The sequence below is a fragment of the Wolbachia endosymbiont of Tetranychus urticae genome (assembly GCF_046529255.1).
Classification (GTDB): domain Bacteria; phylum Pseudomonadota; class Alphaproteobacteria; order Rickettsiales; family Anaplasmataceae; genus Wolbachia.
In genome coordinates this window covers 73,477-94,621 of the sequence record NZ_CP114181.1, presented here as the reverse complement: position 1 = coordinate 94,621, position 21,145 = coordinate 73,477, and the positions used below count along the sequence as shown (strand labels likewise).

The window sequence follows — 21,145 nt, the reverse complement described above, 5'->3', positions numbered from 1 at the left end:
AAATTAAGTTATTTACATAGTAATAAAAAAGACAAAAAAGCGCAAACAAAAAATATTGACAAGTGGCAACACGTTGATTAGCTTTAGAGCTGCAAACGTTAAAAAGCAATGGGGGGTGTAGCTCAGTTGGTTAGAGCGCATGCCTGTCACGCATGAGGTCGTGAGTTCAAGTCTCATCACTCCCGCCATTACAGCAGAAACACCTTAAAATTATTTAAGTTTCTTATTAATTTCAATTAATTTCTTTCAGAGACTTGACATGATATTGTAATTGCTGCTTAATCTATTTGATTTTATCGTTAATAATTGGGATTAAATATGTTCATTTCTGAGGTTTTTGCAGCAGATGCGACTAACAATGTATCAGCATCTGTTGCTAGCTTTATTCCACTCGTTTTAATATTTGTAGTATTTTATTTTCTCATTATTCGCCCCAATCACAAAAAACTAAAAGAACATAGAAGGATGATAGATCAAATAAAACGTGGTGATACGGTTATTACTTCTAGTGGAATAATAGGTGAAGTAAACAAAGTTGACGAAGTAAATGCACAACTAATACTAGAAATAGCACCAAAAATTGAAATAAAAATCCTAAAGTCTGCTATATCTGAAATCTTAAATAAAGAAATTCAAAAGCCAGTAGCTAAATCTATTGAAAAAAGCAAAGTTGAAAAGAATGGCAAGAAAAATAAACTAGAGGAAAGTAAAAAAGACAAAAATGCTTCATAATTTACGAAGTGTGTGGAATATTAGGTATAGTAAGTAGCGGTGATTCAGTAATACCAACTTTACTAACCGCGTTGCAAAAATTGGAATACAGAGGTTATGACTCTTCAGGTATAGCAATTATAAATAATAGAGGTAAGATAGAAGTCAAAAAATCAGAAGGTAAAGTTGAAAGATTATGTGAAGTTGTTCATGAGAGCAAGATATCTAGTAGCAAAGTTGGTATAGCACATACTCGTTGGGCTACACATGGAGTTCCAAATCTTAAAAATGCTCATCCCATTTATATAAATAATGTTGTTGTTGCTCATAATGGCATAATTGAAAATTACAATATATTAAAAAAGGATCTGGAGGAAAAGGGAGTATCTTTTCATACCGACACTGATACAGAAGTAATACCAAACATATTAACTGCATATCTTAATGAAGGATTGTCACCAGTTGATTCTATATTACAGTGTCTAAACAATTTACAAGGTTCACTTGCTTTGGCTTTATTATTTGCAGAATATCCAGATACTTTATTTGTTGCAAAAAGAAATTTGCCTTTAGCAATAGGATATAACTGTAATAAAGTGTTTGCTGCTTCTGATACTAATACTTTGAATTCATTTGTAGAAAAAATATTGCATTTAGAAGATAATGATATTGCAGTAATAAAATCTAACGAATTCAGTATATATAATAATGGTATACAAGTTAAACGCAGAACAGAAAATAGCAGTCCAAGAAATTTTCTAATTAGTAAAAATGGTTACCCTAGCTTTATGCTAAAAGAAATTTTTGAGCAACCGTATGCATTAAACAAAACAATAAATCAATTTTATAAACAATATAAAGAAATCAACAAAGAATTATTTTCTGAACTAGGTTACATTACTATAGTTGGATGCGGTTCATCCTATTTTGCTGGACTAATAGCAAAGTGTTGGCTGGAAAGTATTGCTCAAATTCGGGTATATCTAGAAATCTCGTCAGAATTTAGGTATAGCAGCGTCAAGCTCGAAGAAGGTAGTATTGGCTTATTCATTTCTCAATCTGGTGAAACTGCAGATACTATGGAAGCACTACGTTATGCGAGATTGCAGAAACAAATGATCATTAGCATAATTAATACATTTAATAGCAGCATAGAAAAAGCCTCAGATATTGTATTGCATACTCTTGCTGGACCTGAGATTGGTGTTGCTTCGACAAAAACCTTTTCTACGCAGCTTGCAATTTTAGCATGCTTTGCTGTAGAGCTTGGAAAAATAAAAGGTATACTGGATAGAGAGAGGATAAAGGAACTAAGCGGTGCTATTAATTCCATTCCCGAACATGTAGAGCATGTTTTGAATGTGATGGAAATACAACATATATCAGGCAGTATATTAGAGCACAATAATATAATTATAATTGGGAGAGGAAGCTCATATGGAGTTGCAATGGAAGGTGCATTGAAGATAAAAGAGCTTTCATATATCAACACAATTGGTATTGCAGCGGGAGAAATGAAGCACGGTTCTATCGCCTTGATAGACTCTACTGTACTTGTTATCGCAATTATTCCTTACGATAATTTATTCTTTAAAACGCTATCCAATATACAAGAGATTATTGCAAGAAAAGGTAAAGTAATTGCCTTTAGTGATAAGCAAGGAGCACCGCTCTTAAAGGGAATTTGCATAGATGTGGTGCAACTTCCAGAAGTTGACAATTTTGTTTCTCCAATTATCTACAGTGTTGCTATGCAATTTCTTGCTTATTCTATTGCAGAAAAAAAAGGGTTAGATGTAGATTGTCCGAGAAATTTAGCTAAATCTGTCACAGTTGAGTAACTTATTTAAAGTGAGTTGCTAATTAACAGCTCTAATTGTCAGTTATAAATTACTGAATTTTACTAATAAATTCATTGCTATCATTAGCCCTCTGCGAAAGAATATGCAACTAATGTAAGGATGAGAGAGGCTAAAATCTACGCCTCAAATTAACAAGATTTGCCGTTATGGTTACCAGACACAACTTAACCTAGCAAGCAAGAATTAACTAACAGAAAAATTGAAAACTAATATCAGTCCCTTATGTAAGGCTACTAATATTTTTCTAAAAAGCAATATGTTTTCTATTCAGGAAAGTCTACATCGCCATAACAATATTTACTAGAATGAGGTCTTGTCTCATTGTAAAAAACACAACCAATGATCAACGTCTATCTGAAGATCTTCTAATGAATTGTAGATTGTTTTACAAAAAAAGAGGAGTAAATGAGAGTTCAGTAACTTGATCATAGAGTTGTACTGCCTTTCCATATTTGAAGCAAGTTGTTATTCTACCTCAAACCATAGCACAAAGTAAATATGGCATTTTATACTAAAATTTTCTGTTTATGAGTTATATTATGTAAAGATACTATTTGACATTGAGCTTTAAAGATATTATGTAATAGCATTATTTAATATGTGAGGTTTATTATGGCTAAAGTAAGTGCTGGTGAAAACTCAAAAAAGCTTAAAGATGGTAAAAATCAGCCCATATCACCAAAAAAGTTCAAAGGCAGTCAGTCTATGTCACCAAAACGGAGTCAGAATTCTGGTGAAAAGCTATGGAATGTATTAGAATCATTAGAAGAAGCAAAATCAGAGTTGAAAAAAAGAAAGTTTGAAATAGAACTAAAAAAAGACACTAAAATATCAGAAGAAGGAATAGAAAAAGTAGTGGAATTGGAAAGGAAAATAGAAAAAGAGATAGAAGAAATAGCAATGCCAATATCAACGTTACTACTTAAGGAAACAATAATAAAATTACAAGGAACAAAAATAATAAATTTTTTAAAAAAATGAGAAAAACAAGTAAAAGAAATGCAAGAATTATGTAAGAAACTAGAATTAAATGCTAAAATAGAAAAAGAAGATCTAAATAAGCTCGAGGACATAAAGAAGGAATCAGAAAAGTGTTGCAGAGAGTTAGTGAGCTATATGCCTAATTCAAATAATCCTAGAATGTTGTACACTGCTGTTATTGGTCTTGCTGTTGGGCTGGTAGCAAGTACTATACTTGAACATACAACTAGACTAAGTATATTAGCAATAATTGGCATAGCTACAGCATCTGCACTCGTAGCTGGTGGTGCTATATATGAAGCACTAAGACCTAATACTAAAATAGATGAATCAAAAGAAGTCCAAATAAAGAGTTCTCATCACTCACTTTCCTAATCACACTTTAATTCAAATTTTATCAGTTTTATTCAAGTTGCTTCTAAAAGGAGAATATTAATGGTGTCCTCCTTACTGATTTGGTTAAAATGCAGAAAATGCCTATGTCAAAATTTACACAGATGTTAAGTGCTGCCACTAATTCCCAGTTAGTACAATTTGTGTATATTATTGACATATTTAATTTATTCTGCTACAATTTTTATTAATTAGGTTGAGGTAAAACAATGAAGAGTTTTAAATGGCTACTTAATCAAGTCAGACTTTTATGGATTAGCGTAATATCAAAAGTAAAGAGCTTTTTTCAAACTAACGATACACATCATCAAACAACTGCTAGCAATGGAAATGACCATACAAAAAAAATAAGTATAGAGAATAAAATAGAAACGAAAGGTAATGAGATTGATTTAGAGGATGAACAGGATGTGTTTGAGGATGCTCTAACAGGAGAAGAGCTAGATGAAGAAGAATTTTTTTATGCTGTTGAAAGTTTTAATGAACAGGAAGTTAATGCTAATAGAGAAAAAAAGGAATATGAAAAAAATAAGTACTATAGTCTACAAGATGGTCTACAAGAAAAAAATGAATTTGATCACACAACGCACACTCTTACACTTGCTTTTGAAATTGAAAAGCCATTTCCAGACTCTGACCTTAGTAAATTTAAATTGTGCGAGCTTAAGCAAAATGGTGGTAAATATACATTTACTCTAGAGGATGACCAGAAAAATCGTATAGAGCTACACTCTGAATACCTTAATATGTATTTTCCTAAGTATTTTGAGAAACACAGAAAAAAAGGAGCATACACTGAACTTCTTTCTCAAGAAAAAAATGGAATTAGCAATGATATTATCATCCCATTAGAAGTTCCAAAAGAGGTAGGGATACTTACTGAAAAATTCGGCCGGATGAACTTCATAAAAGCAAATATACAATCTCAAATATCAGATTTTCCGGGAGATATAAATCTAAAAGATTGTAAAGATCATGTAAACTTCTATCTTAATTCAAATAATACTATATCTCTTTTTCTAACGTCAGCACCGATAAAATTTGCAGCTAAATTATCAGGTACTCCAATAGAAACAAACTGGCCAATAAAGGATGTTTTAGTCAGAGGTAGTTTTATTAATCAACATATTGATAAGCAATCAAGAGTTGAAGAAGTGATTGAGCCTTATATTGATAAGCATTCTATAGTTGAAGAAGCTTTTGAAGTAGTTGACGTAGAGTGTGCATCAGGGCTGAAGATTTCTCAATCTAGCATATAGGCTTATATTCTTTCATTAGCGTAATATAATTTTGTGCAGATTGTGTAATATATTTTATCTCTTCACTTGACATCTTTTTGAAGATTTTTGCTGGCCTGCCAGCCCATATTTCACCACTTTTTATCACTTTTCCATGTGTCACCAGTGAGCCAGCAGCTACCATAGCTCCAGACTCCACAATCGCATGATCCATTATGATAGAGCCCATACCAATAAATGCTTTATCATGCACCGTGCATGCGTGTAATACGCAAAAATGTCCTACCGTCACCATACTACCAATAATCGTATCACCACCTGGGTTTCTATCTACATGAATTACAGTGCCATCTTGAATATTCGTTCCATCGCCTATTTTGATTGATCCAACATCTCCTCTGATCACACAATTAAACCAGATACTCGCATTCCTTCCTATTTCAACGTTACCTATGATACGCACACCATCTGCGATAAAAGAACTTTCATCCATTTTTGGTTCATAATCTTTGTATTTTAAAATGTGATAGCTCATAATTTAAATAAGGTTTAATACATACTTGGATTCCAGTAGTCAAGTTACTCGGGTAAAGATATTCTTGACTTATGATCCTTATGCTCCTAAAATCTTTATTTTTAGCTCTATTAATAATGTCAGTAACAGTACTTAGTGTACTTCAAATAATATTAGTTGTTGTATTGGTAATTTTAGTACTCCTGCAGCCACCTGGAAGTAGTTCATTAAGTGGCTTTAGTAATTCACAACAGCAAATGAATTCAATAATTCCGGTAAAGTCTTCTGAAAATCCACTCAGTAGAATAACTTCTATAGTTGCTGGATTGTTCATTATAAATACACTGTTACTATCAGGATTATGTTCAAAAGATGTACATAAAAAATCAATTGCAGAGAAGATTATATCAGAAAAGAAGCAAGAAGGCCAATCAACTTCTGTTCCATTTGAAAATTAATGAAAGAAACCAAGTTTATCTTTGTTACAGGTGGAGTTGTTTCATCACTTGGTAAGGGTTTAGTTGCTTCAAGTGTGGGAGCACTTCTTCAAGCTCATGGATTCAATGTTCGCATCAGAAAGCTTGACCCATATCTCAACATTGATCCTGGAACAATGAGCCCAGCTCAGCACGGGGAAGTATTTGTTACTGAGGATGGTGCTGAAACTGATTTAGACCTTGGACATTACGAGCGTTTTACTAAAATTAAAGCAACCAAGGACGACAATATAACAACTGGTAAAGTATATAATAAATTATTAAAGAAGGAAAGGTGTGGTGATTATCTAGGCAAAACTGTGCAAATCATTCCTCATGTGACAGATTTAATCAAATCTTTCATTTTTAATGGTACAGAAGATTTAGATTTTGTAATATGCGAAATAGGCGGAACCGTAGGTGATATTGAAAGCCAACCGTTTTTGGAAGCTATACGCCAAGTTAATTATAAACTAGGAAAGCAAAAAGTTATCCTTATTCACTTAACTTTAATACCATATCTCACTGCAGCACAAGAATTAAAGACAAAACCGACACAGCATTCAGTTCGAGAGTTAAACTCTGCGGGGTTACAACCAGATATTATATTATGTCGCAGTGAAAAAGAAATTTCCGATAATCAAAAAGAAAAGATAGCCAATCTTTGCAATGTTTCTTTATCTAACGTAATACCTGCTCCTGATGTAAACCATATATACGAGTTACCGTCCTTGTATAATCAATGTGGGCTCGGGACACAAATTTTGGATCACTTTCACTTAAGTAAGCCAAAACCAAGCTTACCTGAATGGGACCAAATAGTACACTCTATGAAACATCCAACACAAGAAGTTATCGTTTCCATAGTAGGAAAATATACTGAATTTCCTGACGCATATAAATCACTGATTGAAGCATTAAACCATGGTGCAATTAGTAATAAAGCTAGAGTGAAGATAAATTGGGTCAACTCAAGAGAAGAGAATGGAAAATCTATAGATGCAAAGTTTATCAGAGAAAAATTACAAAGCTCTAATTCAATCCTTGTTCCAGGAGGATTTGGTGATAATGGAATAGAAGGTAAAATATTAGCAATAAACTATGCCCGTGTAAATAACATTCCTTTTTTAGGAATATGTCTTGGTATGCAGCTTGCAGTGATTGAATTTGCTCGTAACGTTATTAAGCTTGAAGATGTGCACTCTGAAGAATTTTATACTTGCAAACACCCAATCATCAAGCTCGCTGATGGTAAGAACGTTGATCTTGGTGGAACCATGAGACTTGGAACATACACGTGTAATGTAAGTCCAAATTCAAAAATGGCAAATGTGTATAGTAGTGTCACTATTTCAGAAAGACACAGACACAGATATATAGTTAATTTAGATTATAAAAATAACTTAGAAGAGAATGGAATGATATGCAGTGGTATATCAGAAGATAAAACATGCATAGAGGCAGTGGAACTAAAAAATCACTCATGGTTTATTGGTGTGCAATTTCATCCAGAATTTCAATCAAGACCATTTTCTCCTCATCCTCTCTTTACATCATTTATTAAGGTAGCTATTGACAATAGAGTTTAATAGAACTGAATAAACTATATTCTAATAGAGAGGTAAAAAATGTTACTAATACCAATTCCCGCTATACAAGCAACGAATAGAAAATAATGGAAAAAAAAGCCATACTGAAGTAAGTAAAATAGCGAGGTTTAGATGGCATTAAGATCAAAATTATTGGATGAAAAAGTGGTGAAATCAGCAAAAGAGATGCTGAAGAGAGTAAGAAATAATGCGTATGTTGCAAAAAAACTAAATGCTGTAATTGCAGCAAAAAAGCACAGTATAACAGCTGTAGCAAAAATATGTTGCATTTCGAGAAAGGCAATTACTACATGGATAAAGCACATAAAATTTGGAAGAGAAGAAAAATTATTTGCTCCACCTCAACGCCGTAGAAAAACTATATTGAACCAAAGTCAACTTGAACGAATTGAGTTGTGGATAGAGGAAAACCCCAATATTACTATTAGAGAAATGAGAATAAGAATCCAAGAAAGATTTGGTTTGAATATCAGCAAATCCGCAATACATCGTAATATGCAAAGAATGAAATTCTCATATATCACACCAAGACCAGTTCATAGTGGACAAGATAAAAACAAGCAAGAGGAGTTTAAAAAAAAAACTCAATGAAACTATTGTCATGCATTCTGAAAAAGAGCTATTTTTCTTCGATGAATCACGGTTTGGTACACATTCAAAAGTTGGACATGGGTGGTTTAAAAAAGGCAGTAGGACACAGGTTAAGGTAAAATTAGGTAGGGAAAATTTTTATCTCTATAGTGCAGTTAATCCCAGAAATGGAGAGAATTTTAGCTTATTTGCACCAAACGTCAACACTGATTGTATAAATATATTCCTTGAACAGATGTCGCAATATTTAGGAATACGAAAGGCTTTTCTCTTGATGGATTGCGCTAGTTGGCATAAGTCAAAAAATTTAAAGGCACCTAAAAATATCGAAATTATATACCTACCACCATACTCACCTGAACTCAATCCTGTTGAGAGGTTTTGGTTATATATAAAACAGAACATTTTACGCAATAAAATCTACGATACAATTGTTCTGCTTGAATGCGCTTTGTGTAAATTTATTACCTCTCTTTCCCCTTCCACGGTTAAACAACTCTGCTATGCTTCTTATTTGGTTCATTAATAATGAGAATTGGTATAAGAAATAGTAAAGATAGCATTACATATGGATCTGCGACCTTCGAGGAATTGAATAGGCATGTAGAACAAATAATATATAAATTAGAGGAGGATCAAATTATAGAGGATATAATGGAAGAAGTAGTTGTAGCTATAAACGAACTAAAATCGGTAGAAGAAATAAAAAAATATTTAAAGCGAGAAATAGATAGCCTTGTAAAAAGGACAATAGTCCTTAGTGAATTCTATAACCTAGAAAAAATAGAAAAGCCAAGAAAAGAAAATTATATTTACCCAAGCACCTAATGTTTAAGTACCAATACATGGAACTTGCCATAGAGCAAGCAAAACTTGCTCAGAAAGATAGCGAAGTGCCAATAGGTGCTGTAATAGTTAATGGAAACAATATCATCTCCTCTGCACACAATATATCTAATGATCCAACTGCACATGCAGAAATGTTAACAATTAGAAAAGCATTTTCAACTTCCACGCTTTATGAAGCTGAAATGTACGTAACGTTAGAGCCGTGCCCGATGTGCGCTCAAGCTATCTCTTTTGCAAAAATTAAACGTCTGTACTTCGGGGCTTACAATCCCAAAGGTGGAGGAGTTGAAAACGGCACTAGAATATTTCAATTCTGTAACCACATACCTGAAGTTTATGGTGGAATATTAGAAACAAAATGTTCTCTTTTATTAAAAGATTTCTTTGAGAAATTGAGAACTTATACCAATTCCCACTATGTAAAGAACAGATAGACAATAATGGGAAAGAAGTGATACTAGAGTAGATAAAATAGAGAGGTATAAATGGCATTAAGGTCAAAACTGTTAGACGAAAAAGTTGTAAATTTGGCGAAAGAAATGTTAAAAAAGGTCAGAAATAACGCATATGTTTCAAAAAAGTTACAAGCGGTGATAGCAGGAAAAGAAAGTAGTATAAGCGCTGTGGCAAGAATATGTAAAATTTCAAGGACTGCTTTGACTGAATGGATAAAGCATCTAAAATTTGGAAGAGAAGAAAAATTATTTTCCCCTTCTCAGCGGCGAAGAAAAAGCAAATTAAACAAAAATCAACGTGAGCAAATTGAAATATGGGTAGAAAGAAATCCAAATATTACTATTAAGGAAGTGCAAATAAAAATCTCAGAGGAATTTGGCCTAAACATTAGCAAATCAACAGTGCATCGTGAGATACAAAGGATGAAGTTTTCTTATATAACACCGAGGCCAATTCACCATAAACAAGATAAAAACAAGCAAGAAGAGTTTAAAAAATACTTCAATAAAATAGTCAATTCCCACCCTGAAAAGGAGGTATTTTTTTGATGAATCACGATTTGGAACTCATTCAAAAATCGGACACGGATGGTTTAAAAAAGGGGTCAGAACGCAGGTTAAATGAAAATTGGTAGACAAAATTTCTATATCTACAGTGCGGTAAATCCAAGAAGTGGTAAGAAAATTAGCCTACTTGCTCCATATGTAAACACTGATTGTATGAATATATTTCTGGAGCAGATGTCGAAAGATTTAGGCACGAAAAAAGCCTTTCTTGTAATGGATTGTGCAGGCTGGCATAGATCAAAAAGTTTGAAAATTCAGAAAAACATTACCATTATATACTTGCCTCCTTATTCACCAGAACTGAATCCTGTTGAGAGGTTGTGGCAATATATCAAACACAATACTTTACGCAACAGAGTCTACGATACCATAGGCTTACTTGAAGATGTTCTGTGTAATTTTATTGTCAGTATTTCCAGTGCTACTATTAAACGAGTTTGTAATGTTTCTTATTTGTTCGATTGGTAATGGAATTTGGTATTATACCAATTCCCGCTATACAAGCAACGAATAGAAAATAATGGAAAAAAGCCATACTGAAGTAAGTAAAATAGCGAGGTTTAGATGGGCATTAAGATCAAAATTATTGGATGAAAAAGTGGTGAAATCAGCAAAAGAGATGCTGAAGAGAGTAAGAAATAATGCGTATGTTGCAAAAAAAACTAAATGCTGTAATTGCAGCAAAAAAGCACAGTATAACAGCTGTAGCAAAAATATGTTGCATTTCGAGAAAGGCAATTACTACATGGATAAAGCACATAAAATTTGGAAGAGAAGAAAAATTATTTGCTCCACCTCAACGCCGTAGAAAAACTATATTGAACCAAAGTCAACTTGAACGAATTGAGTTGTGGATAGAGGAAAACCCCAATATTACTATTAGAGAAATGAGAATAAGAATCCAAGAAAGATTTGGTTTGAATATCAGCAAATCCGCAATACATCGTAATATGCAAAGAATGAAATTCTCATATATCACACCAAGACCAGTTCATAGTGGACAAGATAAAAACAAGCAAGAGGAGTTTAAAAAAAAAACTCAATGAAACTATTGTCATGCATTCTGAAAAAGAGCTATTTTTCTTCGATGAATCACGGTTTGGTACACATTCAAAAGTTGGACATGGGTGGTTTAAAAAAGGCAGTAGGACACAGGTTAAGGTAAAATTAGGTAGGGAAAATTTTTATCTCTATAGTACAGTTAATCCCAGAAATGGAGAGAATTTTAGCTTATTTGCACCAAACGTCAACACTGATTGTATAAATATATTCCTTGAACAGATGTCGCAATATTTAGGAATACGAAAGGCTTTTCTCTTGATGGATTGCGCTAGTTGGCATAAGTCAAAAAATTTAAAGGCACCTAAAAATATCGAAATTATATACCTACCACCATACTCACCTGAACTCAATCCTCACTTTTACCCACAACTTTGAGAGGTCATTATGCGAAGCATAACCATGCTTTCCCTGAGGTTTTCATAACCACGCCATAGAGTCATAGTTCCTGGTAAATTATCACTTTTTCTATTCATAAATCCACCTAATTTTCCTAACCAAATAATAGCTTGTTTTATGTTTGGAGGTTCTTCTGGCAATTTGGCTACTTTATGCTCACGTATGTAAAGGGTTTTCCACTCTTCATTACTTAAAACCTTAGTACAAACCTCCATAGGATTCGATAAAGCGATTTTTGTTAAATATAAAATATTAAATGCAATAATGCTCTTTATAGCGATTAATTTCTCTAATCTTTCTTTTGTAGCTAAACGAGAGCTTTCTACCTTACATCCTGATTTTAAAATCCTAAAATACTCCTCGATTTTCCATCTTAGCTTATACCAATTTATCCTTTCTATAGCATCTAAAGTGCTATTAACTGGTACATTAGTCAGCAAAGTCCAATCAATAGCTTCTACTCTTTCAGGAGGATTTGTTTCTTTGGCACTTACTACATATATAGCGATTTTATCACTTATTTTATGCTCTGTATCTTTCGATCCATAAATGTAAGGAGATCTGATAGGTATATAGCCTTTCATATACCTGACTTCAATGTTAGCTTTTCTTGAGATCTGGTATTTATTTTCAGCAACATTCAAGACAATTTCCTTTTTTACAGGCAGTTGAGTTATACGTGTTTGCAAATCCGTTTTTCCCCCTTCAATACAGATGAATTTCCTATTAGTTCGGTTGCGGATTACATAAAAACTGTCCAATGATTCAACAGTCCATAAAAACTTAAAAATATCTGCTTCCCTATCACCAATAGTAACAAGCTGTACACCTTCTGCGAGGTTATTTAGGGTTTCTTTTAGTGCCGCTATCCACTTATAGCTTTCTTTCTCCTTTATAGCAGTACGGTATTTCCTGTTTGCTTTTTCTTGGGCTGTTTCTTCCCTGATAGAACGTGCCCAACACTGTTGAGAAGATAGCCCTAAAGGTAATCCGTCTTTGTTAACCATTAAGTTACTGTGCAATAACAAACCCTTTTTATATTTTGTATAGGCTTTAGAAATACTACCTAGACCCTTAGTCTTTATATGAGAGTCAAAATCCAAATAACTTGTATCTTGAACTGAAAATACCAGCTCATTTCCTTTTATCCTTTCCATAGTTTCTTTATAATGGGAAGAATAAATTTCCTTAGCTTCAAGCTTCTCATTGCTAAATAATCTGTATGCACCTTTAGCTTCTTTCCATCCTACACAGCTTTGACTAATTGACCCAGACGCCTTATTCTCTATTAAATAGCTTGTTTTAATAAGTCTTGTATTAAGTCTTACATCTCCCAGATTAACATGTCTCAACTCTTTTTCTAGCCATTTATCTCCTAAGCCATCAGCACATTGTACATTTCTATTTACTTCACACATTTTTACCTCATCTTAAGTATATTTTTCTCTATCTTACTTGCTTTTTATACTTGTGGGTAAAAGTGAGAACTCAATCCTGTTGAGAGGTTTTGGTTATATATAAAACAGAACATTTTACGCAATAAAATCTACGATACAATTGTTCTGCTTGAATGCGCTTTGTGTAAATTTATTACCTCTCTTTCCCCTTCCACGGTTAAACAACTCTGCTATGCTTCTTATTTGGTTCATTAATAATGAGAATTGGTATTAGTTTCATCTCTACAGTCACGAAGTAAATCTTCTTCTGATTTATCATCCTCTTTTCCCGCAACCTGATCTCCTAGATTTTCGACTTGCTCACCCTCTTCACCATAAAAAAGTTTGTTGGCATATAAATTACTATTATCAACTTGATCGCTATAGATATTGTTTGACATTGTGACCTCCTATACAGTCAAAACTGGAATTAAATTAGAGTATAAAAGCTGAGAATTCAACATGGGTAAAAGAAACCACAGTTCAGGAAATCTCAGGTTAACTCAGAAATTATTATAAGCCAAAGTGATTAAAAATTTAATAACTCGCATTATAAATCTAGCATGATAACCAACAATTATTCAATTTCCACCTTACTCACCAGCTTGACACAGTCCATCTTTATTCATTAGAGAGCCGTGATTCCTCTACTCTCCAATGATTAATCACTTGTCAGTTTTGAGTGTAGTAGTTGATAGCCTGTACGTAAATACGTTGCTTTTGTCCTTTAGAAATTTTTAGTCTACTATCTTTATCCAGAAAAAAATTATAAAATTTCTATAGTTATGGTATAATTGTAAATACCGCTTGCCAATAAGCTGAGTATAAAAATGCCGTTCGGACAAATCATTACATATAGCACGATATTACTTGCTATAATTGCAGTATCTCTCTTTTTGAGAAAAATATACAAAAATCATATTAGGAAAATTATATTCCCTCTAAAAGTTCTCAAAGAAGAGTGGGAAGAAAATAGAAGATTTAATGAATTGTATCAAAAAAATAAGCAAAAAGAGTTGATGAAACAACAGGAAATGCTAAGGGAGAGACAAAAGAATATGCAAGTTTACAAAGAAGATCTAGAAATAGTTGATATAGCAAAACCGTTAGGCAAATGGACAAAGATGGTTATGATGGGTAATAGTTTAATGAAACATTTTGCACAATTGATACACAGAGAAGGTGATAAGAAAGGATTTTGGGAGCTATTTATAAAAGCTCAGTCTTCAACTAAGGGTAAATATAGAGGAAAAGGCAGATGACGTATCCGTTGTATAACCTGCTTTCTGGCATTAAACTTCTTAAGTGTTATAGTCAGTCAAGTATAAGGGTGTCATCCCAGTGCTCGACACTGGGATCCAGCTCTTCATGTAATCTAGTTAAAAATATTAATTTTAACATAAAGCAACTACTTTTATGCCAACCAGCTCAGCGTGCTTACTTAAAATTCCTGGATCCCAGTGTCAAGCACTGGGATGACACCATCTGCTACCTACAAACCCAATGTTCGTGCAGTTGTATGTCAAACACTGACTGTTTGTTATGCAAGCTATCCAATGTTCATACACTGAAGTGTTTAGGCTCCAAGTTCTCTTTAAAGGTCCAATAGATGCTTGAATGTAAAAATCTATTCTGTGCTCGTAATAACAAAGTATTATTTAAAAACCTCAATTTTAAAGCTGAACCAAAATCAAAAATCTTAATCACTGGTCCAAATGGTAGCGGCAAAACCAGCTTAATCAGAAGTTTATCTGGACTTTTGCCGCCAGTGTCAGGTAATATAATGTACTGTGGAAAAGATATATATGATGACCTAAAATCCTATATACCTTCCATGGTCTATATAGGCCATAAAAATGCCTGTAAAGATAGCTCAACAGTTGGTGAAAACGTACAATTCTGGGCAAGAATACGGAATACTAGAGAATTAATTATGGCAGCCGTTTGTTGCTTACAGTTGCAACCTGTACTTAATATCAAATATAGTGAACTTTCTGCAGGTTGGAAAAGAAGAGTTGCGCTTGCTCGCCTCTTAATTTCTAATGCAAACGTTTGGCTGATAGACGAACCATTTTGTAATCTCGACAGTGCAACGTGTGAATTAATATTAAATCTAATCTCAATACGCTCTGAGCAAAACGGTATAGTAATTATTACAGGACATAGCTCTACGGAACAACTGTGTGACTTCAAGACAATCGATATACGTGATTTTAACAGACCTCTTGTATAATTTTTGGACTTAAAATTAACACATCTCTTTCAAAGGCTCTATATTAAAAATAGAAAGCCCAGAAGCGATTACGTGCGCTAAGGCTTGTACGAGAAACATTCTTGCAGCGGTGAGGTTCAAGTTATCTTCTAGTATGAACCGCACGTTTAAATCACTTTTGCCATACCCCCATAAAACGTGAAACGCTTCTGCAACTTCAAGTAAGTAGAAAGTAATTCTATGTGGCTCACAAAGCCTTGCAGATATTTCTACCACATCTGGCCACTTTGCTAAGGTTTTTATGAGGAAGAGCTCCCCATCAGTCTTTAAAAGTGAAGGATCTGCTGTTGGAAGCTCTTTTGGGGCATTACGCATTAATGAGTGAGCACGAGCATGGGCATATTGCACGTAAAAAATAGGGTTGTCTCTTGATTGTTCTTTTACTTTAACAAAATCAAAGTCCAAGACCATATCATTCTTGCGTGTTAACATTATAAAACGAGTTATATCCCTGCCAACCTCTTCCACTACATCCCTAGCTGTAAGAAAATTTCCTGATCTTTTCGACATCTTAACAGGTTTGCCATTTTCGAAGAAATTCACAATATTATGCAGTTTTACCTCTATCTTTGCTTGATCATCACTGAGCGCAGAGACAACTGCTCTAAGCCTTTTAATATAACCGCCATGGTCACTGCCGAGCTCTACGATCATATTGTTAAAGCCACGTGATATCTTATCGAAATGATAAGCGATATCTGAGGCAAAATAAGTCCAGCTACCATCCTCTTTTTTTAGTGCGCGGTCCACATCATCACCAAATTTTGTGGAGCAAAACAACATTTCTTTTCTGGCAGTCCAATTTTCACTTTCTTTGCCTTTTGGTTTCTCCAAGTATCCTTCATACACTAGACCCTTGTCAGATAATATCTTTATACTCTCTTCGATTTTGCCACTTTTTTGTAGCTCATACTCTGAAGTAAAAACATCATGACTTACTCCAAGTAAGTTCATGTCTTCCTTTATGAGTTCTAAGATAGAACTTAAAGTATATTCTCTAATTATCTGGTTATCTTCCTCTGATCTAAGCTCCTTTCCATATTTTTTAGCTAGCCCCTTCCCTATTGGCTTTAAATATTCACCTGGGTATAAACCTTTTTCGATGCTAATTTTCTCTCCCAGAGCTTCCTTATACCGCAAATATACTGACCGAATTAGCGTATCTATCTGCGCTCCAGCATCATTGATATAGTACTCCTTAGTAACCTTACAACCAACTTTCTTTAGCAAATTTGCTAAAACATCACCAAACACTGCCCCTCTTGCATGACCAATATGCAGTGGACCGGTTGGATTTGCAGATACAAACTCAACATTGATGGCCTGATTGTTTCCAATGTTGAGAGTGCCAAACTCCGTTTTTAGCTCATTTATTTGTTTTAAAATCCCATGCCATACTTCCATTTTCAAGTGCATATTGATGAACCCAGGACCTGCTATTTCCACTTTTGCAACTTCATCAAAAGATTTAAATTCTTCTGCTAAGATCCCTGCAATCTCAACTGGATTCTTTTTTTTATGTTTTGCAAGCACCATAGCAACATTTGTATAGATATCACCATGTGCTCTATTGCTTGGAGGTTCTACAATAAAATTTTCTGCACTTGTATTTATGATACCCCTTCGCTTCAATTCATTTAATTTGCTGGAAATTAGAGAGGAAACCTGCTTGAAAATGTTCATTCACTACACTGCTATAGAATCTATATCAGTATAACGGATAAGTTGGGGAAGTTGAAGGGCTATCTTAACTATTTTACCTTCCTGGATCAGAGTTTATATTAAGTCGTTGCCATAACCATAGTAAGAGAAAGCTATATCTCCGCTGTTACCATCATTACCAGCATCAGGTTCTTTAACACCATCAGGCTCTTTCTCTTTCTTCAGTTCATCCTTAATACTTTCTTTCAGCTCATTCTTAGTCTTATCACTAATCTCAAACTTAAGACCTTTTTCTAGTTCATTCTTAATACTTTCTTTCAGTTCATTCTTAGTCTTATCACTAATCTCAAATTTAAGACTTTTCTCTAGTTCATTCTTAATACTTTCTTTTAGCTCATTCTTAGTCTTATCACCAATCTCAAACTTAAGACCTTTTTCTAGTTGATTCTTAATATTTTCTATCAGTTCATTTTTAGTCTTATCATTAATCTCAAACTTAAAACATTTTTTCAGTTCATTCATAGTCCTGTCATCAATCTTACACTTAAGATCTTTACCACATTTATCATGAATCAACTTACTCTTAGTTGACTTTACAATCATCCAACTTTGTAAACAAATTAACTCTTACCATATCATTTACAGAACATATATTAGTTGGCATTGGATGAGGATAGGCGCTTTTAAGCATAAAATAACTCCATCAGTAAATAAATTTATCAAACAATTAAACATAGAATAATGTGTGTACTAATACCAATTCTCATTATTAATGAACCAAATAAGAAGCATAGCAGAGTTGTTTAACCGTGGAAGGGGAAAGAGAGGTAATAAATTTACACAAAGCGCATTCAAGCAGAACAATTGTATCGTAGATTTTATTGCGCAAAATGTTCTGTTTTATATATAACCAAAACCTCTCAACAGGATTGAGTTCAGGTGAGTATGGTGGTAGGTATATAATTTCGATATTTTTAGGTGCCTTTAAATTTTTTGACTTATGCCAACTAGCGCAATCCATCAAGAGAAAAGCCTTTCGTATTCCTAAATATTGCGACATCTGTTCAAGGAATATATTTATACAATCAGTGTTGACGTTTGGTGCAAATAAGCTAAAATTCTCTCCATTTCTGGGATTAACTGCACTATAGAACGCTAATTCTGGATTAAGGAAGGAAGAAAGTATAGGAAATGGAAGGCTTTTTGGATTTCAAGGAATAGGAAATGAGAGTAGAAAAGATGTGAACCAAGAAATTAACGGGAGATCTATGGCGAGTATGTTCAATTTCAAGTCTATTTTTGAGGTAGCCAAAAATCGTCTCAATGATCGACCTTTTTCTCAGCAAAATCTTTTCATGTAGTGAAATTAATGCGTTTTTCATCCCCTTTTTCACCTTGGTAACAAGTTTCAAACCGCGGTTAAACAACTCTTGGAAAAGCTCTTTTTTAATATAGCCTTTATCACCAAACAAAAGACCGGTTAATTTCTTAGTTAGGTTTGCTACAGGCTCTCTATCGTCAACATTACCTCTTGTAAGCGTAAAAGCTTGAATTTCACCTTTCTCGTTAATTATCAAATGTAGTTTAAAGCCGAAAAACCAGCCATATGTACTCTTGCTTAATTTTGCAATTCCAGCAAAAACCTTATTTCTTGATATTCTTTTTGCATGGCAAACTGCAATAGGAGTTGTATCTATGTATGAGATTCCAGTAAGTTCTGACCATCCGCAAAGGCACTGTAATAGCATGGCTAAATGCCACAAAACCCTGGGCTTTAGAGCAACAAACCTAGTGTATGAAGGCAACTTCGAAAACTCTGATTTGTAGAGCAATGTTAGGTAATGCAGGTAGAAAGCCTTAAAATTTTCACAGGGAGATTGCTGATACAGAGGATTATTGTGATAATTTCCGAATGTGTAATTTCTGGCACTCTTGTGGGTTTTTACCGTTTGGCAGTAGTTTATCTGCAAAATTTTTCTCTATATCTCTGCAAAAATCATCGACCAGACAAAACAGTTTTGTTATATCTTCCATGGGTAACCTCATCTATTTTTTTCTATTTGTTGAGTTTACCCTACTCTCCTGACTTTTCTATTCTCTTTTTAATCCAGAATTAGCGTTTAAAAAATACTATGATATTATTATAAGCTAAAATAATTAATAAAATAATAATTTAGATACTAAATTCAGCATAAAAACCAACAAGTATGACTCAAATTTTCTTTCAACTTCTACTATATCTTCACCAATTTTGCATACAGCCCATCTTTACTCATTAGAGAATCATGAGTTCCTACTTCTTCTACTTTCCCGCAATTAATCACTATAATCTTGTCAGTTTTGAGTGCGGTTGATAGCCTGTGCGTAATTATAATTGTTGTTCTGTTTTGCATCAACTTGCTAAGTGCTTTTTGCACTAGGTTTTCACTTTTATAATCAAGAGCAGAGGTTGCTTCATCCAGTATTAAAACCTGAGGATTTTTTAGTATTGCTCTTGCTATTATGATGCGTTGTTTTTGTCCTTCAGAAAGTTTTAATCCTCTTTTTCCTACAAATGTATCAAATTTATCAGGCAGCTTATCAATAAATTCCATCGCATAAGCGCTGATAGCTGCTTGCCTGACTTCCTCATATTCAGCACACGGTTTGCCGTATAGTATATTTTCCATTATTGAGCAAGAAAATATCATATGATCTTGTGGTACTAAGCCAAACAGCGATCTTAGATCATTTAGCGCAATTGTCTTAATATTCTGTCCATCGATAGTAATACTGCCTTCACTTGGATCGTGAAAACGGAGCAGAAGCTTTAAAATGGTGCTCTTGCCACTGCCAGATGGTCCAACAATTGATACTGATTGGCCTGCCTCTATAGAAAATGATACATTATTTAATGCTGGCTTATCAGCATAAAAAAATGTTACATCGTTAAACGCAATTTCTTTTTGAATACTATTAATTCTTATAGGATTTTCGCCATTTACTATAGAGCTTTTCATGTTCGTAAACTCAAACAAACGCTCTACTATTCCAAGACCTCGTTGTAAATCACTGATATTATCGCTCAAATTATTTATAGCTCCTGCCGCAAGCGCTGAATAAAACACAAATGAGGAGAGTTCTCCAATGGTCATATTATTACTTAAGACTTCTTTTATTCCAAAAAAAAGCAAAATAACTAGCGAACCTATCACACACGTGATAACTAGAGTTACTAAAATAGCACGCAAGAGTACTAATTTTACGTATGATTTTGATACTGAGTTTAGATGTTTCTGAAAACGAGTTTTTTCATTTTCTTCTAGTACAAATGATTTAATGGTTACTATAGATCTAAAATTTTCCTCACTAAATGATGCAAGCTCACTTAATTTATCCTGAGCAAAGCGTGCATAATTGCGTACTTTTTTCCCAAGTGAAGTCATGACAATGAGCAGTATAGGTATTATTGCAGCTGCATATGCGGTTAAATGTAGATTTGTGTATAACAGCATTGCAACACTACCAGTCAGTACCACAAAATTCCTCAATATTGTCAATAAGCTGCTGTTTATTATCGATTGCAATGCAGAGGTATCAGTAATGAGTGCTGAGATAACATATTGCACACCTGTATTCTCAAAGAAACTTGGTTGCAAGTCAGTAATACTGCTATATAAGTCGTATCTGATTCTTGCGATAACTTTCTCGCTGCCAATGCCAATGAAATATAACCGAATAAATGCAGTGAGAGAGATGCCTAAAACTATCAGTATTGCAACTAATAGATTAGTAGTAAAATTATGCTCTGCGCCAGAATCAATTATGTTGCTTAAGCCCCTACCAAAAAGAAGAATCGTTAAAGCTGAAAATAGAACTGCAATAAACGCTACGGTAAAATAATGTAAACTAGGTTTTATATAGTAAAATAACTGCTTAATGTTAGATTGCATTTTATTTCAAAGTTAAGTATTTAGCTTCAGGAAAAAGTTACAGCATTAGTCTACAGTGTACTTCCTTAGAACAATACGTTCAAGAAACTTTAGCTTGATTTCTACTGAAGGAAAAACGCTGCGAAATTACAGAAAGTT

18 protein-coding genes, 1 tRNA gene and 6 pseudogenes are annotated in these 21,145 nt (G+C 33.8%); 16 read left to right on the top strand and 9 right to left on the bottom strand.

The features are described 5' to 3' along the window. Positions 1 to 111 precede the first annotated feature (111 nt). The 3 genes from O1Q06_RS00610 (at position 112) to glmS (ending at position 2,552) form a co-directional block, all read left to right on the top strand. Positions 112 to 188: transfer RNA gene (locus O1Q06_RS00610), tRNA-Asp, on the top strand. 130 nt (positions 189 to 318) lie between these two features. Continuing rightward, complete coding sequence (yajC, locus tag O1Q06_RS00605; protein WP_410543118.1) at positions 319 to 732, top strand: preprotein translocase subunit YajC; 414 nt, start codon at positions 319 to 321, stop codon at positions 730 to 732. Positions 733 to 740: 8 nt separating this feature from the next. Next, positions 741 to 2,552 carry a glutamine--fructose-6-phosphate transaminase (isomerizing) gene (gene glmS, locus O1Q06_RS00600; protein ID WP_410542738.1) on the top strand — a complete coding sequence of 604 codons (1,812 nt, stop codon included), beginning with the start codon at positions 741 to 743 and terminating at the stop codon, positions 2,550 to 2,552. Between the two features lie 268 nt (positions 2,553 to 2,820). Here the strand turns inward: glmS and O1Q06_RS00595 are convergent. Further along, positions 2,821 to 2,972: pseudogene (locus O1Q06_RS00595) on the bottom strand (IS481 family transposase); the annotation flags it as partial. Positions 2,973 to 3,185: 213 nt separating this feature from the next. Here O1Q06_RS00595 and O1Q06_RS00590 point away from each other — a divergent pair. The 3 genes from O1Q06_RS00590 (at position 3,186) to O1Q06_RS00580 (ending at position 5,206) form a co-directional block, all read left to right on the top strand. Next, complete coding sequence (locus tag O1Q06_RS00590; RefSeq protein WP_410542737.1) at positions 3,186 to 3,554, top strand: hypothetical protein; 369 nt, start codon at positions 3,186 to 3,188, stop codon at positions 3,552 to 3,554. A gap of 18 nt (positions 3,555 to 3,572) precedes the next feature. After that, positions 3,573 to 3,929, top strand: coding sequence for a hypothetical protein (locus tag O1Q06_RS00585; protein WP_410542736.1), 357 nt, complete (start codon positions 3,573 to 3,575; stop codon positions 3,927 to 3,929). A 227-nt stretch (positions 3,930 to 4,156) separates the two neighbouring features. Beyond that, a complete protein-coding gene (locus O1Q06_RS00580; RefSeq protein ID WP_410542735.1) occupies positions 4,157 to 5,206 on the top strand; it encodes a hypothetical protein in 1,050 nt (349 codons plus the stop codon). Here O1Q06_RS00580 and O1Q06_RS00575 read toward each other — a convergent pair. Further along, positions 5,196 to 5,720: a gamma carbonic anhydrase family protein gene (locus O1Q06_RS00575; protein WP_265025079.1), complete on the bottom strand. Its 525-nt coding sequence runs from the start codon at positions 5,718 to 5,720 to the stop codon at positions 5,196 to 5,198. The genes O1Q06_RS00580 and O1Q06_RS00575 overlap by 11 nt on opposite strands. A 116-nt stretch (positions 5,721 to 5,836) precedes the next feature. Here O1Q06_RS00575 and secG point away from each other — a divergent pair, with 116 nt between their 5' ends. The 7 genes and pseudogenes from secG to O1Q06_RS00540 form a co-directional block, all read left to right on the top strand. Next, positions 5,837 to 6,157 (top strand): preprotein translocase subunit SecG, encoded by a 321-nt coding sequence (gene secG / locus O1Q06_RS00570; protein WP_213863938.1) that lies wholly within the window; start codon positions 5,837 to 5,839, stop codon positions 6,155 to 6,157. Beyond that, a complete protein-coding gene (locus O1Q06_RS00565; RefSeq protein ID WP_410542734.1) occupies positions 6,157 to 7,764 on the top strand; it encodes a CTP synthase in 1,608 nt (535 codons plus the stop codon). Before secG ends, O1Q06_RS00565 begins: the two co-directional genes overlap by 1 nt. A gap of 132 nt (positions 7,765 to 7,896) precedes the next feature. Beyond that, a protein-coding gene (locus O1Q06_RS00560) for an IS630 family transposase (RefSeq protein ID WP_410542236.1) occupies positions 7,897 to 8,902 on the top strand; the annotation gives its coding sequence in 2 pieces (ribosomal slippage) (positions 7,897 to 8,358 and positions 8,360 to 8,902; 1,005 coding nt in all). Between the two features lie 2 nt (positions 8,903 to 8,904). Further along, complete coding sequence (locus O1Q06_RS00555; RefSeq protein ID WP_410542733.1) at positions 8,905 to 9,204, top strand: hypothetical protein; 300 nt, start codon at positions 8,905 to 8,907, stop codon at positions 9,202 to 9,204. Positions 9,205 to 9,221: 17 nt separating this feature from the next. Further along, positions 9,222 to 9,659 (top strand): nucleoside deaminase, encoded by a 438-nt coding sequence (locus O1Q06_RS00550; RefSeq protein ID WP_410542732.1) that lies wholly within the window; start codon positions 9,222 to 9,224, stop codon positions 9,657 to 9,659. Between the two features lie 51 nt (positions 9,660 to 9,710). Continuing rightward, positions 9,711 to 10,715 (top strand): annotated as a pseudogene (locus tag O1Q06_RS00545) (IS630-like element ISWpi10 family transposase). A gap of 52 nt (positions 10,716 to 10,767) precedes the next feature. Next, positions 10,768 to 11,663, top strand: a pseudogene (locus tag O1Q06_RS00540) (IS630 family transposase); the annotation flags it as partial. A 5-nt stretch (positions 11,664 to 11,668) separates the two neighbouring features. Here O1Q06_RS00540 and O1Q06_RS00535 read toward each other — a convergent pair. Then, positions 11,669 to 13,123: an IS4 family transposase gene (locus O1Q06_RS00535; protein ID WP_410542423.1), complete on the bottom strand. Its 1,455-nt coding sequence runs from the start codon at positions 13,121 to 13,123 to the stop codon at positions 11,669 to 11,671. 66 nt (positions 13,124 to 13,189) lie between these two features. Here O1Q06_RS00535 and O1Q06_RS00530 point away from each other — a divergent pair. After that, a pseudogene (locus O1Q06_RS00530) lies at positions 13,190 to 13,357 on the top strand (IS630 family transposase); the annotation flags it as partial. Here O1Q06_RS00530 and O1Q06_RS00525 read toward each other — a convergent pair. Then, complete coding sequence (locus tag O1Q06_RS00525) at positions 13,354 to 13,542, bottom strand: hypothetical protein (RefSeq protein ID WP_410542731.1); 189 nt, start codon at positions 13,540 to 13,542, stop codon at positions 13,354 to 13,356. The pseudogene O1Q06_RS00530 and the gene O1Q06_RS00525 sit on opposite strands and share 4 nt — an antisense overlap. Positions 13,543 to 13,971: 429 nt before the next feature. Here O1Q06_RS00525 and O1Q06_RS00520 point away from each other — a divergent pair, with 429 nt between their 5' ends. Next, entirely contained in the window at positions 13,972 to 14,403 is a 432-nt protein-coding gene (locus O1Q06_RS00520; protein WP_410542730.1) for a hypothetical protein, read from the top strand. A 347-nt stretch (positions 14,404 to 14,750) separates the two neighbouring features. Further along, on the top strand, positions 14,751 to 15,374 hold the full coding sequence (ccmA, locus tag O1Q06_RS00515; RefSeq protein ID WP_410542729.1) for a heme ABC exporter ATP-binding protein CcmA: 624 nt from the start codon (positions 14,751 to 14,753) through the stop codon (positions 15,372 to 15,374). A 15-nt stretch (positions 15,375 to 15,389) separates the two neighbouring features. Here the strand turns inward: ccmA and argS are convergent, their stop codons facing one another. The 5 genes and pseudogenes from argS to O1Q06_RS00490 all read right to left on the bottom strand — a co-directional run bounded on the left by argS (position 15,390) and on the right by O1Q06_RS00490 (position 21,007). Next, positions 15,390 to 17,096 carry an arginine--tRNA ligase gene (argS, locus tag O1Q06_RS00510; RefSeq protein WP_410542728.1) on the bottom strand — a complete coding sequence of 569 codons (1,707 nt, stop codon included), beginning with the start codon at positions 17,094 to 17,096 and terminating at the stop codon, positions 15,390 to 15,392. Between the two features lie 93 nt (positions 17,097 to 17,189). Continuing rightward, a complete protein-coding gene (locus O1Q06_RS00505) occupies positions 17,190 to 17,678 on the bottom strand; it encodes a hypothetical protein (protein ID WP_410542727.1) in 489 nt (162 codons plus the stop codon). 166 nt (positions 17,679 to 17,844) lie between these two features. Beyond that, a pseudogene (locus tag O1Q06_RS00500) lies at positions 17,845 to 18,225 on the bottom strand (IS630 family transposase); the annotation flags it as partial. A gap of 16 nt (positions 18,226 to 18,241) precedes the next feature. Then, positions 18,242 to 19,109, bottom strand: a pseudogene (locus O1Q06_RS00495) (IS982 family transposase). A gap of 200 nt (positions 19,110 to 19,309) precedes the next feature. After that, positions 19,310 to 21,007 carry an ABC transporter ATP-binding protein gene (locus O1Q06_RS00490; protein WP_410542726.1) on the bottom strand — a complete coding sequence of 566 codons (1,698 nt, stop codon included), beginning with the start codon at positions 21,005 to 21,007 and terminating at the stop codon, positions 19,310 to 19,312. Between the last annotated feature and the right edge of the window lie 138 nt (positions 21,008 to 21,145).